The sequence below is a fragment of the Prevotella sp. C0026C3 genome (assembly GCF_056590795.1).
Genome location: NZ_JBWPWW010000004.1, coordinates 132,452 through 147,851 on the forward strand (window position 1 = coordinate 132,452; position 15,400 = coordinate 147,851).

Here is a 15,400-nt window from a genome sequence, read left to right on the forward strand (position 1 = left end):
TCCTATTCTTTTAAGATATATAATATCGCAAAAGTACGAAAAAACAGTGGAATCAACAAATCGCTTAGGAAGAGTTAAGAGTTTTATGCGCAGAAAGGGAAAATCACTTCACTTCCCAAATATCGTTTGTCTCCAGCAACTCGTTGAACGTATGGTAGGACTTGGCAGCCTTGACCTGCTCAACTTGTGCATTGAGACAACTATCGTAAGTGGGAGCATCAACATCACGAATCACACCCAGCGCCACGGGGAAGCCTTGTTCGGTATCCATCATGGCCAACTTCAACTGCAACGTGTTGTCCATGGCATGGGCATCGTGCACCAATATATCGTCGATGGTAATACCATTCTCACCCAGTTTGGCCACACACAGGCCGAAACCTTCTTGTACCAACCCGTATTCCAAGTTTTCTCCAAAAAGCAACGGTTTCCCATGTTCCACGTAAATGGCATTCTTACTACGCCCTTCACGTGTGTAGACAGGGTCGTAAGCACCGTTGTTGAAAATCATGCAGTTTTGTAAGATCTCGCACACCGAAGCACCTTTGTGTTTCCAAGCAGCCTTGAGTATGTCCACAGTATGCTGCCCATCGTTGGCAACGGCACGGGCAAAGAAGCGTCCGCGAGCGCCAAAACATAGCTCGGCAGGACGGAATGGGTCTTGTACAGTACCATAAGGGCTCGACTTTGAGACGAATCCACGGGGCGAAGTAGGACTATACTGCCCCTTTGTCAAGCCATAGATACGGTTGTTGAGCAGTATCATATTGATGTCGACATTGCGTCGTACGGCATGGATAAAATGGTTACCGCCGATAGCCAAGCCATCGCCGTCGCCACTCACCTGCCAAACGGTGAGCTCAGGATGTACTATCTTCAGTCCCGTAGCAACTGCAGCGGCACGTCCATGAATTGTTTGTAAAGCATATGTATTGGTATAATACGAGAGTCGGCCACTACAACCGATACCCGTAATGACAGCTGTCTCATGGGGAGGAACACCTATTTCGGCCATTGCCTTTTCCAAAGAGTTGAGGAAGAAATGGTCTCCGCAGCCCGGACACCAACGAGGCTGTCCCTTTTTAAAATCATTTGCGTTCATATATTAGACAGATTATACTAGCACGACTTGTTTGTTATCATTCTCTCAAAGGCTGCCACGAGTTCGCTCACGACAAACGGTTTGCCTTTCACCTCGTTGTATTGCAGGGGTACGAAACCATCTATCTTCATGCGAAGGTAGCCGGCAAACTGACCCATATTCTGTTCTGCAACCACCACACGCGGATAACGGTGTAGTACTTCGGCTGTATTGGCCGGTAGCGGATTGATGTATTTGAAATGAGCCAAAGCCACCCGATGTCCCCGACTACGCAGTTCGCGCATGGCAGTACATAGATGTCCATAGGTTCCACCAAATCCGACGATGAGTAATTCTGCTTCGTCGGCATCGCCAATGACGCGTACATCGGGCACAGGAATACGTGCTACCTTCTCTGCACGTAGCTTCACCATGAGGTTATGATTCTCCGGATTGTTCGAGATTTTACCCGTTTCATTTTCCTTCTCCAGTCCTCCAAGAATGTGCATATAGCCCTCTTGTCCCGGAACAGCCCAATAGCGAGCCCCCGTTTCCGGGTCGCGCTCATAAGGAGAATAATTGTCTTTCTGTTCCTCAGTAGCCAAATGTGGCTTGATGTCGGGCCATTCAGCGATGTCAGGAAGTCGCCATGCCGCCGAGCCATTGGCTATATAAGCATCGGTCAACAGCACTACAGGAGTCATGTGCTCTACTGCAATCTTGCACGCCATGTACGCTCCGTAGAAACAATCGGTCGGTCCGGTGGGGGTAATCACGGGCATCGGGCTCTCTCCATTGCGCCCGAAGAGCACTTGGAGTAGGTCGGTTTGCTCGCCCTTCGTGGGAAGTCCGGTCGAAGGACCGCCACGCTGAACGTCTATCACTACCAAAGGCAGCTCGTCCATCACAGCCAAATTCATGGCTTCCGACTTCAAACAGATACCCGGACCCGATGTAGATGTGACAGCCAATGCACCACCAAAGGCTGCACCAATGGCACTAGCGCAACCGCTTAGTTCATCTTCGCACTGCATGGTGATAGCTCCCATGGAGCGGTGTTTGGACAATTCGATGAGTATATCGGTGGCCGGTGTGATGGGATAAGAACCTAAAAACAACTTCAGTCCGCTACGCTCGGCAGCAGCCAACAATCCGTAGGCGGTGGCTTTATTACCTGTTATGTCGATATAACGGCCGGGATGCTTGTGTCGATTCTCTATGCGATAGGTGGCGGGGACGCTCGCATGGGTGTTAGCTCCATAATCGTAGCCGGCATTGACTACCTTGATATTGGCCTCGGCCAGTTGAGGCTTGCGTACAAACTTCTTACGCAGGAAATCGGCAACCAACTTCCGATTACGCCCAAAGAGCCAGCACACAATACCCAAAGCAAACATATTGCGGCACTTCAGTATAGACTTATTGTCCATACCTGAATCTTTCAACGCCTCTTTTACAAAACTGGTAATGGGGCATTGCACCACTCTGTCGGGATCAATACCTAATTCGCCAAGATAATCGTCGGTCTTGAATTCCGCCTTGCGAAGATCATTTGGCCCGAAATCATCGGCATCGATGATGATTGTTGCCTGCGGTTTGGCATATTTATACTGGGTCTTAAGTGCCGCAGCATTCATTGCCACGAGCACGTCACATAAGTCTCCGGGAGTGAGAGCCTCATCTTCCGAGATGTGGACTTGGTAGCCTGAGACGCCTGTAAGCGAACCTTGCGGAGCGCGAATATCAGCGGGATAATCGGGGAAAGTGGATATATCGTTTCCTTCGATGGCGGATACTGTAGAGAAGATGGTGCCTGCTAACTGCATGCCGTCGCCTGAATCGCCTGAGAACCTGACGACAACTTGATCCAGTTCCTTTATTTCGAGCCCTTCTGTCATAAGTGTTATACTATTATTAGATTATTAATTCAAAGTGTACAAAGGTGTAAATTATCGTTGACATAACAAAAAACAAACCACATTTTAACCTTTGTTGCCCGAAAAACAACAATTATTTTCGCTAGAAGAACAGTCCATTCAATAGTCGGATGCCTTTAAGTCTCCAGAATAAAATAAATTCATAAGTAAAGTAAGACCTCTACTTACAGAAAGAAGAAGTGCTTCTTCCGATTTATGTCGCAAAGCGACTAAAGACGAATAACCAGCGGTTTATTACCGCTGGAAAAATGTATCTACAAGGAAAATGAGTGCCGAGAGGTACTCAATACGGATAAAATCCGCGCCCTCCTTACATGATATTCCTATTCAGTACTTTCGGTACTGATAACCGATAACGATCTACTTTCCACGGACTTTGTCCGCGGTTATTTTTCTTTGGTTGCTTCGCGACAAAGACAATACTATGGTTTGTGGATACAGCATATTGTATTTCTATCTATTGAGTATTCTACATGAGCTATAAAATACCGCGCGAGCAGAAATGAGATGTACTCAGTCTTCATAGCAAATAAAATGGATGATAAGCGATTTAAACTATAAGAGACGATGCTTACATCGTCTCTATGTTCTTCATTCTTATATTCCCCTCATCCTAGGGAAGAGGTTTCCTCGTTTAATCCTCGCCTACAATACCGGCTTTTTTCAGCACCGGAACGATATGTTCGGCGTAGGTACGCTCCTTTTTATTAGTCTTATAATATTCATCATATAGCTCTGGACGCCCCGCAAGCAAACTAAGCATTACTTTCTCATCAATAATCTTGACCTTCTTCTCACCCGGTGTCACGATGTAACATACAGTTTGTTTAGCCACTTTGTTAGCCGACGCAGAGGCGGCCAACGAACCTATAAGACCGAACATACCTCCAACGACCATCTTGGTATTCATCTTTGCCACATCGAAATAGAGGATGAGATAACGACCGTCGGCCATCTTGTGTGCACGAACATAGCCCTTCCCAAAGAGGGTTCCGCGGTCTTTGAGATGATTTAAATTGAAAAGCAGAGTATCACGATACATCACTGCCACGGCTTCTTTCTTGAGTAAGCGCTTCGTAGCCTTATTATCAGAGTCGAACTTAAAATCTTTTCCGCCCCACCACGCTTGCTTGGTACGACTCTTGGTAACCACCTCTACAGAGTCGACACTGCTCCAATGCCCAGCTTGCAGGTCGTCGTACGTGATACAATAATTCACTGTGGTGATGGTAGATGTGGAATCTTGCGAAATGGTATCGTTGACTTCACTAGTCTGTGCATACACGTTTTGTCCGAGGAGAGATAACACACTCACGAACATGAATACTACTAAATGCTTTGTTTTCACCTTGTATTAAAGCTAATTAGATTCTGATTATCAAGTAAATTTTATTATTTCGCAAAACAACAGTGACAAAAGTAGAAAAAAATGAGAATCAACAAATTCTCAACATCATTTTTTTCAATTTTCTGCAAGGCTGCGACAACGTTACTGTATAGGCTCTGCAGCGATGCTGAATGGGCGAGACAGTAACGCTGAAGAGGGGCTGCAACAGCCCCACCCCTCCCTCCCCAAAAGGGGATGGAAGATACAATGGGAGATGGAGTTATAAGTTTTTGAGTTAATAAGTTCTTAAATTATGAAGCAGAAAAGATTATTCTCTTTCTCCCTCTCCCTTTGGAGAGGGCTGGGGAGAGGCTTCTGTAGCGACAGAAAAGATTATTCTCTTTCTCCCTCTCCCTTTGGAGAGGGCTGGGGTGGGGCTTTTCTATCATCATGGATTTGTAATACGTGAGCGAATGCAATTCTCTCGCTATGATAACATGTTATTATCGAGAAGTTGATTACCTTTGTAAAGATGAATAAAATAGCTGAAACAATCAAGTACTATCCGCTAACAACGTTGCTAGTGGTAGTCATTTGGGTGATATGTTTGATACCTATACCGGAGACTCCACTCTCTCATGTGTCGCTGATAGATAAGTGGACGCACGTCGTGATGTATCTCATGTTGTGTAGCATCGTGTGGTTTGAATATCTACGCAGGCATCAACCTATCGTTTGGAGGCAGGCATTGATTACCGCTTGCGCTGCTCCGCTCGTCATGGGTGGGCTCATAGAGATAGCCCAAGCGACGTGTACAGGTGGCCGACGCAGTGGAGACTGGCTCGATTTCGTGGCCGATGGACTCGGCGTAATAGTGGGACAAGTTATCGGTATTCTTCTGGTAAAGTGCTTCTCCAAACACTAAAAGGCGAGCGAAGCAGATGGGAATTGTAGAAACGGCGGTCGCCCGTCACTTCTAGTCCGATGAAATCGGGCTTCTCGTAAGCCTCTGTTTCGTCGCTTAACTCCACTTCTGCCATGATGAGGCCATCGTTATCGCCATGAAATTCGTCTACCTCGAAGACATGGCTACCGTTCTTAACAAGGTAGCGATGCTTGTCGATGACGCCTCCTTGACACAATTCCAGCAGATGACCGGCTTCATCAAGCGTGATTTCTTTTTCAAATTCATAACGCGACATCCCCCCATTGACCGACGGACCTTTGATAGTCAAAAAGGCTTGATGGTCGCGTACGCGCACCCTTACTGTAGCACCTTGCGCCGGAATATAGCCTTGCCGGATATGGCTACAAGAAAAGGCGGCACGCTTATACATGTCGCCTTTCTTCACAAGGAATTTCCTTTCAATTTCTAATCCACTCATATTCATTATTTAAGTTTCGCATGGATGCTCAACTTAGGAGTTATTGGAAGTTACTAGGAGTAAATAGGAGTTATCGGACAAATGCCTGCTATCCCTTTTTAGCTCCCGTCATCTTCCGTTATCTCCTCAATATACATCAACTTGCGAAAGTCAAGTTGATTATACGATAGTCATCGAATAGATGGCAAATGCGATTGCCAATAGAATCAAACCGACAAATATCCAGTTGATTACTTTCTTAGCTTGCTTCTCTTGTTTAGCAGCGCGTTGTTCGCGGTGCAGTTTGCTGTTGTTACTCATATATTTTTTATTAAAGGTTATTTATTGGAAAAGGATAAGCAGAGTAGGGGCATTAGAAAGAATAGGAGGGAGGATATAACTCCTTCACTCTATCACGACTCTTCTTCCGGATACTCCATGAGGTAAGCCTTGATAAACTCATCGAGCTTGCCATTCATCACACTATCCACATCATTGGTCTGATAATTAGTACGATGGTCTTTCACACGACGGTCGTCGAAGACGTAACTTCGTATCTGACTTCCCCATTCTATCTTCTTCTTACCGGCCTCTATCTTGGCCTGAGCTTCGAGGCGTCGCTTCATAGCACGGTCGTAGAGCTGCGACTTCAAAAGCTGCATAGCCTTGGCTTTGTTCTTAGGTTGGTCGCGCGTCTCGGTATTCTCAATCAAGATTTCCTCTTGTTCGCCGGTGTCGGGGTCTTCGTATTGATAGCGCAAACGCACACCCGACTCCACCTTATTGACGTTCTGACCGCCCGCACCACCCGATCGGAAGGTGTCCCAAGAGAGTCGGGCAGGGTCTACAAACACCTCGATAGTATCGTCGACCAGCGGAGTTACGAACACACTGGCAAAACTTGTCATGCGCTTACCCTGTGCATTGAATGGTGAAACACGTACCAATCGGTGCACACCATTCTCGCTCTTGAGGTAGCCATAAGCATATTCACTCCCCTCAATCTTCATCGTGACACTCTTAATGCCGGCCTCATCGCCATCTTGTAGGTTGCTGATGGTGACATTATATCCATGAGCTTCGGCCCACCGCATATACATACGCATGAGCATGGAAGCCCAATCCTGACTCTCGGTACCGCCGGCTCCGGAGTTAATCTTCATCACACAGTCCATCGGATCTTCTTCCTGACGGAGCATATTCTTGAGTTCGAGCGCTTCAATGGCCGTGATAACCTTCGCATAAAGGTCGTCTACCTCTTGTTCGGTGACCATTTCGTCGCGGTAAAAGTCGAAAGCCAACTGTAACTCATCAGCAAGTTGGCGTACTTGTTGATAGTCCTTGAGCCACTTCTCAATACTCTTTACCTTCTTCATTTGGTCTTGAGCGCGTTGCGCATCTTCCCAAAAGTCGGGAGCTTGGGTACGTAATTGTTCTTCTTCGAACTCTACTTTCTTCTGGTCTATATTCAAATAATGATGTAAAGCGTCGGCACGCTCCATCACATTTTTGAGTTGATCGGATGTAATCATTTACTTATTTGATGTGTCGATAGAGCGTACCGGCCTATTCAGCGTACATGTCTTCTATGACGTTCTTGTAATTCTTATTGATAACTCCACGCTTCAGTTTGAGCGTATTGGTTAATTCTCCCGTCTCCATCGAGAAATGATGAGGCAACAGGGTGAATCGTTTCACCTGCTCGTAATAGGCCAATCCCTGCATGAGCGTGTCGATACGCTCTTTCATCATCTGCTTGACCTCGGCATTATTACACAGTTCTTCGCGGTTGTTGAAAGCCACATGATGCTCGCGAGCCCACTCTTCTAGGACGGTATATTCAGGAACTATAAGCGCGGAAACGAACTTGCGTTGGTCGGCTACCACCGCTGTTTGCTCTATATATTTATCGACTAACAGCATGGCTTCCAAATGTTGAGGAGCTATATACTTACCATTCGAAGTTTTAAAGAGGTCTTTGATGCGCTCGGTCAAGAAGAGTTCGCCATCTTTCAGATACCCTGCGTCGCCCGTATGGAAAAATCCGTCTTCATCAAAAGCAGCTGCATTGGTGGTATCGCGCTTGTAGTAACCGGGCGTAATCGTTGGCCCTTTGAGCAAGACTTCGTTGTTTTCGCCTATCTTTATCTCTAGCCCATTGATTGGACGACCTACAGATCCCAAGGTAAATGGTTTACCCTTGTGGTCGCAAGAGACTGTGGCCAGACTCTCGGTGAGTCCATATCCTACGAGCATATCAATGCCAACGGAATGTACAAACTCTTCTACTTCGGGCGAAACATAAGCTCCTGCCGTAGGGAAGATATTGGGATTCTCAAGTCCTATCTGCTTACGCACAAGACTGAGAATAGTCTTATTCATCACTTTATATTCCAACTCAAGTGCCAACGGTACTCGTTTGCCTTTGCTGAGATACTCTATATTGCGCTTCTTACCGACCGACAAAGCATGCAAGAACAACTTGCGTTGCACCGCACTTGAACTTTCCACACGTGCTTTTACAGCTATATAGACTTTCTCCCAAAACCTTGGGACACTGCTCATACACGTAGGATGGGTCTCGCGCATGCTATCCTGTATCTCTTTCGGATTGGTATTGACTATCAACTGTGCACCTGCTGACAAGGATAAGTATGCCCATGCACGCTCAAAAATATGGGAAAAAGGAAGGAAATTGATGACTCTATCCTTCTCACCGACGGGTACACACTCTCCATTCGCTTTGAGAGAAGCAGTATATTGACTGTATGTGAGCTGCACACCTTTGCTATCTCCAGTGCTTCCACTGGTATAAAGGATGTTGCATAAATCGTCGTCGGAAGCTTCTTTCCACAATGCTTCGACCTCTGTCTGGCGAGGAAGGTCTTCTCCAAGTTTTATAAAATCATCGAAATAAATACTTGCAGGGTCGTGCGTACTGATTCTTACGCCACGGTCGAAAACGATGATACGCTCCAAAGTAGGGCATAATGCAAAAATACGATGGGCTCTATCATACTGTTCCTGTTCGCCAACAAAAACAAAACGGATGCTTCCATCGTTAATCATATGTTGTATCTGCTGCTCGCTACTAGTAGAATAAAACGGCACAGAAACAACTCTTATACCATAAGCACCAAAGTCTGTATAGAGATATTGTACGCAGTTTTGGGCATAAACGGCAATGTGCTCTTGAGGCTTAATACCCAAATTAAGAAGCGCATTGCTCACTTGTTTGACGCGTAAAGAGAATTGATTCCATGAAACAGTCTTCCACTCTCTGCTTCCAAAATTACGATATGTCAACACAGGACGGTTCGCATACTTCTTTGCTTGTTCATGAATAAGGACTGAGAGGTGGCATATTGTTTGCATAATCTAACGATTTTATTTCTTGCAAAGATAGTGTAAATCAGATAGAACAGCAAAAAATTATAATTATTTTATTACTTTTGCCTACACCTATGACACAGAAAGAATATACCAACGAAGCCGTTCGACTGCTCAGCCAACTCATTGCCATCCCATCAACTAGCCGAGATGAGGAAAAAGCAGCCGATGTAATGTTTCAAACCATAGCCGATTATGGTTTCTCACCTTGCCGTGAGGCGAACAATGTATGGGCGATAGACCCACACTTTGACAGCTCGCGTCCCACTCTGTTGTTGAATGCTCACCTCGATACTGTGAAACCTGTGGCAACTTGGACACGCAATCCGTTCAGTCCAACGATTGAAGATGGAAAATTATTCGGGTTGGGTAGCAACGATTGTGGAGGCGGGTTGACCACCCTACTACAAACATTCCGCTATCTAGTGGAGCGTCCACAACCTTATAACTTGGTATATTTGGCATCGGCAGAAGAGGAGGTTTCGGGAGCTAATGGTATCCGTCGTGTGTTGCCATTATTGCCATCTATTGATGTGGCAGTAGTGGGTGAACCCACCGGATTACAGCCTGCCATTGCCGAAAAAGGACTGATGGTGCTCGACGTCATAGCTCGTGGGAAATCGGGACACGCCGCCCGTAACGAGGGAGTGAATGCCATTTACGAGGCATTAGACGACCTACTATGGCTTCGCGACTATCGTTTTGAGAAGGTGAGTCCGTTTCTTGGTCCGACAAAGATGACGGTAACGGTTATCAATGCAGGCACACAACACAATGTGATACCCGATGAATGCAAGATGTTGGTGGATATCCGAACCAACGAATACTACGATAATCAAGAGGTATACGACTTCATTTGCCAGCATGTAAAGTCGGAAGTGCATGCCCACTCGTTCCATCTCCGCTCGTCGCACATCGACATTGAACACCCTTTGGTACGCCGCTGTGTAGACACAGGCCTTACTCCTTATGGCTCACCAACCCTCAGCGACCAAGCTCTCATGCCATTCCCATCGTTTAAACTTGGCCCCGGAGAGTCATCACGCTCGCATTCTGCCGATGAATTCATCTATATCCAAGAGATGGAAAACGCCATCGACATGTATCAAAAGATACTGGATGGATGCAAGATACCGTTCTACCAACAATTTTGAAAAGCCCTTAATCGGCTCAAAATCGATATAAAATTATACTTAATCAGCTCAATTTGAGCCGATTAATAAGATTTTCTTGCTATCTTTGAGCCGTATAGATAATTACTTTTTACAAATATTATCTATCGCTAGACTCTTTATCTCCCCAACCAAACCTCAGGGTTTAACTTGGCAGTTTCTCTTCTTAATTGGAATTGGAGGATGTTGTCGATACCTACAGCACCTAATGCTTGGCGGGTAGAAACTTTTTGTCCTTTCGTCACACTCACCGATTTCAGGTTGCAATATACCGAGATATAGGCGCCATGACGCACCATAACGACCATCGAACCGGCAAATCCGAATACAGCACTCACCTCACCATCATAGATGGAACGAGCCATACAGCCCGAATTTCCCTTGATATTGATACCTTTATTATCCAAACTTACGTTCTTCAGACCATCCACTTTATGTTGTCCGAAGTGGCTCACAACCTGATAACTACCAGTAATCGGCATCGGCAATCGACCTTTGTTAGCTTCAAATCCACCACTCATCATACGGTCTACCGTACTGAATCGCTGTGCTTCATTATTCTTTTTCGTAGCATCGGCTATCTCTTTGGCCTCGCGAGCTTCATCTACTCGTGCCTTACGTTCGGCCGCTATACGAGCCGACTCTGCCTCACGTGCAGCTTGTTCTGCTGCTTCCCGACGTTCAGCAGCTTCATTTGCCAACTTCTGAGCACGCTCTTTACTCTCCTTCTTGGCAACATCTGCCGCTGCCTGAAGTTGTGCTTGACGAGCCGCTTCGGCCTCGGCCTTCAACTTAGCCTCACGTTCTTTAGCCTCAGCAATACGACGAGCGTTCTCTCGTGCCGCTGCTTCGGCTGCTGCTTTCCGCCGAGCTAACTCCTCAGCACGCTTCCTTGCTGCTTCTTGAGCGGCCGCCTTACGCTTCGCTTCAGCAATAGCTCGCTGCCGGGCTTTCTCTACTTCAATGGCTATCAAGCGATCAATCTGTGCATTCAGAGCCGCATCTTTCTGGCGTTGTTCGTTGATTACCTTCTGAATCGTCTTCTGTTGATTCTGCAACGAAGCCACTACTTTCTTCTGTTCGTCCTGCTGTCCAATCAACGCCGACTGTTCTTTCTTACCCTTATAAAGCAAGTTATTCTTCTGACTACGAACATCCTGCAACTGCTGATGCTTACTATCCACTTGTGCTTGCTTGGCTTTGACCATCTCGCCTTGGGCTTTTTGGTAGTCGGCATATTCACGAACGAAGCGTAAGCGTCTATATATCTGCGCCAAGTTCTTTGCCGAGAATATAAACATCAGCTTATCTTGTATCGTACTATTGCGTGCCATGTAACGCATAGACTTGATATATTTCGTCTTACGGTCGGCCAATTGTTGCTCCAATGTTTGCAACTGCGCCTTCAATATATCCAAGTTGCCCTCGATATGGTGAATATCTTTCTGAATACCTTCGATATTTTTCTGTCGCTCATCAATCTGAGTATTCAGGCTAATGAGATTTTCCAATCGCTTCTTCACGTCGGCTTGATTGGCTCGCAACTGCTGTTCTTGTTGCTTAATCTTCTTTTGTATCTGCGAACGCTGGCCTTGCAGACTCTTGATAGACGCGTTGGAATAGACGGCTGTCTTCTTCTTTGTCGCCTTTGTAATAGTGGTCTTCTTCTTTTTAACCGTCGTCTGTGCCTTCCGTTTCTGCGTCTTCACCGTCTTCTTTTGGGCGGGAGCAACTGCAGTAAAAGCTACAGCCAACAATATCAACAGTATCTTCTTCATTTATAAGTTCATGATTTGTTTCAAGATATCCTGTGCTGCAATCTGCTTATATCTATCAGATACAGTCGTCTGTGTATCCCAGTTGCCGTTGGTTGTCACCTCATTCATAGAGATAGAGATTGTAGCTTGCTGTTTCTTCTTGGTAGCTGTGGTGGTAAAAGAGAACACCTGTGTACTGGGGAACGACTTCACACCCACGCTCTTGAAATTGGAATAGTTCCATACCAAGGTCGATGTGCCGTGCTGTGCACTCTTATAGGTGACATCGGTACGCATGATTCGACCGTCATTCTTACCTGCATTCCATTGATAAGTTATGTTACCATCGGTCAAAGTAACGGGCACCATAGCGCCCATAGCCTGCAAATCGACACCATATTTCTTCAAGTTCGACTCTGATACCTTCTGCTGTCTGGGCAAGAACAATTGGTTCCAGAACAATGCCTGTAAACTGTAGAAATTCAAACCGTTATTCTTTAAGAAGTCCAACTCATTGTAATTGGCCTTCACATATTGCTTGTGTAGACGGTCGATGACGAGCACATAGGTTGGTGTAAACTCCAGTCGCCCCACCTCTGTACCCAGCAACGGGATGGTAATCTGCAATCGTATCACCTCATCTTTACGCATACGCAACTGCCCGGGCATTGTAATATCCTTGTCGCCTGCCTTCAAATTGAACGTAATACCGCCTACAATATTCTCCGCATACACTTTGGTGTCGGCCACTTTCTGCACAAATGCCAATCGTTGCAAGTCGGGAGTAGTCGCATTAGTAGCCTTTCCGCCCGTCTTACCAGATTGGGTGGTCACACCGGCAACGCCTTGTCCTTCTTTTACCAAAGCCTTTTTGCTGCCGCAAGAGGCTAGGAACAAGAGCGCACTCATGCCCATCAATCCTATCTTATAAATTATCTTTGTTCTCATCATACCTATTCTTTGATATATTTCTTCAACTTCAATTTCTTCTGTATCAGCGCACTTGTACTACCCGCCTTGACGGCTTGCTGCCAAAAGTCCACCGCCTTATCAGGTTCATTACACATAGCGTGTATGTCACCGGCATGCTCCAAGACCACCGCACTCACCACCGAGTCGGTGTCGTTCTTGATAGCTTGATCTATATAAATCTTCGATTCTTCGTATCGGCTTTGCAAGAATAGAATCCAAGCATAAGTATCCAAGAAAGTAGAATTCTTGGGTTCGGCCTTCACTGTGCGGAAACTCATCTCCTCAGCACGCTTCAAATCTTGCCCCTCTTCGCTAAGATAGTAAGCATAATTGTTCAGACAACCCACATTATCAGACTTCCATTGCAAACAACTATCGTAAGCTGCAAACGACTCTTGGGCCTGTCCCTTCTGATGAAGTATGTCTCCCATGATGGCATAGAAGTCGGATACAATATCGGGATTGCTACGCGAGTTGATTTGACTCACCCCTTTGCGGAACGTAGACAGCGCTTCATCATTGTTCTCCTTTTGATAATAGGCCAGTCCCTTGAAATAGTAGAATGCCATTTCGTCGGGATTATAGAGCAAAGCCGGTTCGCATAGCGCGATAATATCGTCCCACTTTTTCTTGGACCACAACCCTTGAATGAGTTGTAAGCGTGCACCTACGTTATCGGGACTAATACTTAGCACGCGATTCAACGCCCGCTTGACACTGTCTTCGGGCATCTTTTTCAGTGTCATATAGGCTGCTGCCAACTCAGCCACGTCTCCGTCTTTCGGATTATGTTGTAATACGCGGTCGAACAATCGCACAATATCCATACTGTCCTTACCATCTTTCTCGCTCTCCTGAATCAGTTGTCGCATCATGGTGACGCGGTCTTGCGAGCTCGTCTTGCGACTCATCAAGATACGTTCCGTCAATTCGTGCGCTAAAGAATCCTTACCCGTGGCACGATAATAGTCGCGCATAGAACTTTCAGCATACACGTTGTCGGGCTCTTCTTTCAATGCTTGTTGGAATATCTTGTAAGCATCTTTCTGCTTACTGTTCTGCATCAGCCAGTTACCCATCATCACTCGGTAGTTCACATCGCTGGGATGAGCGTCGCAAAGTGCCTTGAGAACTTTGAAAGCCGACTTCTTATCGCCCTTCATCTCGTAGATACGTATCTTCGCCAACGTCATATCCTCACTGTTACCTTCCATCAGTTCCAGTCTGTTGGTGGCGTCAAGCATCATATCGTAGTTCTTTTCGTGCTGATAAAGTTGTATCAACACATTCAGTACATCACTACGGTCTCGATTGTTCTCATATAGTTTCTCAAAAGCAACGATAGCCTTATCGAACTGCCGAAAGTTGATATAGTTCTGTGCTACGTTCTCCTGATAGGTGCTATTCTGCGGATTGAGCGCGGCAGCATGCTGCAAATCGGCCATGGCCAACGTGTCTTCGTGCTGTATACCATAGATACGTGAGCGCAGGAAATAAGCTTCGGCAGCCTCCGGTTTCATATCAATACAACGGTTCAACAACGTCAGTGCCGAGTCGTCGTGATTGGCATTGAGTTGTCGCGCAGCCTCCAAGAAATGAGCTTCGTAACTGTTACGAATGACAGCCGGTATGGTATCAACCGTAAACTTGGGTTTGGTTGTATGTATATCGTTGTCGGCTAGGGCAGGGTATAAGATGGCTGCACCCATGAAAGCCGCCAATAAAGATATCAAATGCTTCATATTCTATCTCAGTTTCGCAATGATGCTCACCTTTGGAGTTATCGGAAATTAAGGGAAGTTAGTCGCTATGCGTCGGAGTTAACAGACGTATGACTATATATAAAAGACCAAATTATCGTCTGTTGACTACAAGTCTCTCAGAGACTTTCACTCCTGTTGACTCCCGCTTACTTCTAAACTTGCGAAAGTTTATTATATTTATTTCACTCCGGTATGTCCGTATCCGCCCACACCACGCTCGGTTTCATCAAGTTCTTCCACCAATTCAAACTCGGCTTGTTCATGACGTGCTATCACCATTTGGGCAATACGCTCACCGTCGTTCACCGTAAACGGTTCGTTGGAAAAATTGATCAGCAGCACCATAATCTCGCCACGATAGTCAGCATCCACCGTTCCCGGCGTATTGAGTACCGTGAGTCCATGCTTCAAAGCCAGTCCACTGCGAGGACGTATCTGCGCCTCGTAGCCTACAGGCAGAGCGATATGCAGCCCCGTGGGGATGAGTCTGCGCTCCAAAGGTTTGAGAATGATGGGCTCATCGATGTTTGCCCTGAGATCGAGTCCGGCACTTTGCGCCGTCGCATATTGCGGTAATGGCTGACGACCGGTATTTACTACTTTTATCTTCATACTGGATACTATATCTTGCAAAATT

13 protein-coding genes are annotated in these 15,400 nt (G+C 46.2%); 2 read left to right on the forward strand and 11 right to left on the reverse strand.

Annotated features, from left to right (window positions below; translation table 11 throughout):
* Positions 1-103 precede the first annotated feature (103 nt).
* The 3 genes from AC1EK4_RS03930 to AC1EK4_RS03940 form a co-directional block, all read right to left on the reverse strand.
* Positions 104-1,102, reverse strand: coding sequence for a 2-oxoacid:ferredoxin oxidoreductase subunit beta (locus AC1EK4_RS03930; protein WP_036896233.1), 999 nt, complete (start codon positions 1,100-1,102; stop codon positions 104-106).
* A 17-nt stretch (positions 1,103-1,119) separates the two neighbouring features.
* Positions 1,120-2,979, reverse strand: a complete 1,860-nt coding sequence (locus AC1EK4_RS03935; RefSeq protein WP_062433727.1) for a 2-oxoacid:acceptor oxidoreductase subunit alpha — start codon at positions 2,977-2,979, stop codon at positions 1,120-1,122.
* 673 nt (positions 2,980-3,652) lie between these two features.
* Positions 3,653-4,366, reverse strand: a complete 714-nt coding sequence (locus tag AC1EK4_RS03940; RefSeq protein ID WP_480357090.1) for a DUF6563 family protein — start codon at positions 4,364-4,366, stop codon at positions 3,653-3,655.
* Positions 4,367-4,877: 511 nt separating this feature from the next.
* Between AC1EK4_RS03940 and AC1EK4_RS03945 the strand changes: the two genes are divergently transcribed.
* Positions 4,878-5,270, forward strand: coding sequence for a VanZ family protein (locus AC1EK4_RS03945; RefSeq protein ID WP_036896230.1), 393 nt, complete (start codon positions 4,878-4,880; stop codon positions 5,268-5,270).
* Here the strand turns inward: AC1EK4_RS03945 and AC1EK4_RS03950 are convergent.
* The 4 genes from AC1EK4_RS03950 to AC1EK4_RS03965 all read right to left on the reverse strand — a co-directional run bounded on the left by AC1EK4_RS03950 (position 5,230) and on the right by AC1EK4_RS03965 (position 9,084).
* On the reverse strand, positions 5,230-5,730 hold the full coding sequence (locus AC1EK4_RS03950; protein WP_480357092.1) for a CYTH domain-containing protein: 501 nt from the start codon (positions 5,728-5,730) through the stop codon (positions 5,230-5,232). The genes AC1EK4_RS03945 and AC1EK4_RS03950 overlap by 41 nt on opposite strands.
* A 159-nt stretch (positions 5,731-5,889) precedes the next feature.
* Complete coding sequence (locus AC1EK4_RS03955) at positions 5,890-6,030, reverse strand: hypothetical protein (protein WP_197421733.1); 141 nt, start codon at positions 6,028-6,030, stop codon at positions 5,890-5,892.
* A gap of 92 nt (positions 6,031-6,122) precedes the next feature.
* Positions 6,123-7,241, reverse strand: a complete 1,119-nt coding sequence (prfB, locus tag AC1EK4_RS03960; protein ID WP_036896229.1) for a peptide chain release factor 2 — start codon at positions 7,239-7,241, stop codon at positions 6,123-6,125.
* 34 nt (positions 7,242-7,275) lie between these two features.
* Complete coding sequence (locus AC1EK4_RS03965; protein WP_480357094.1) at positions 7,276-9,084, reverse strand: AMP-dependent synthetase/ligase; 1,809 nt, start codon at positions 9,082-9,084, stop codon at positions 7,276-7,278.
* Positions 9,085-9,173: 89 nt separating this feature from the next.
* On the opposite strand from AC1EK4_RS03965, the gene AC1EK4_RS03970 reads away from it, so the two are divergent.
* The gene (locus tag AC1EK4_RS03970; protein ID WP_480357095.1) at positions 9,174-10,253 is read left to right on the forward strand and encodes a M20 family metallo-hydrolase; all 1,080 of its coding nucleotides are present in this window, start codon (positions 9,174-9,176) and stop codon (positions 10,251-10,253) included.
* 137 nt (positions 10,254-10,390) lie between these two features.
* Here AC1EK4_RS03970 and AC1EK4_RS03975 read toward each other — a convergent pair whose 3' ends face one another.
* The 4 genes from AC1EK4_RS03975 to dut form a co-directional block, all read right to left on the reverse strand.
* Positions 10,391-12,049, reverse strand: coding sequence for a murein hydrolase activator EnvC family protein (locus AC1EK4_RS03975; RefSeq protein WP_480357097.1), 1,659 nt, complete (start codon positions 12,047-12,049; stop codon positions 10,391-10,393).
* Positions 12,050-12,976, reverse strand: a complete 927-nt coding sequence (gene lolB1 / locus AC1EK4_RS03980; protein WP_480357133.1) for a lipoprotein insertase outer membrane protein LolB1 — start codon at positions 12,974-12,976, stop codon at positions 12,050-12,052. It lies immediately after the preceding gene.
* A gap of 5 nt (positions 12,977-12,981) precedes the next feature.
* A complete protein-coding gene (locus tag AC1EK4_RS03985) occupies positions 12,982-14,742 on the reverse strand; it encodes a tetratricopeptide repeat protein (protein ID WP_480357098.1) in 1,761 nt (586 codons plus the stop codon).
* 198 nt (positions 14,743-14,940) lie between these two features.
* Positions 14,941-15,375, reverse strand: coding sequence for a dUTP diphosphatase (gene dut / locus AC1EK4_RS03990; protein WP_036896225.1), 435 nt, complete (start codon positions 15,373-15,375; stop codon positions 14,941-14,943).
* Positions 15,376-15,400 lie beyond the last annotated feature (25 nt).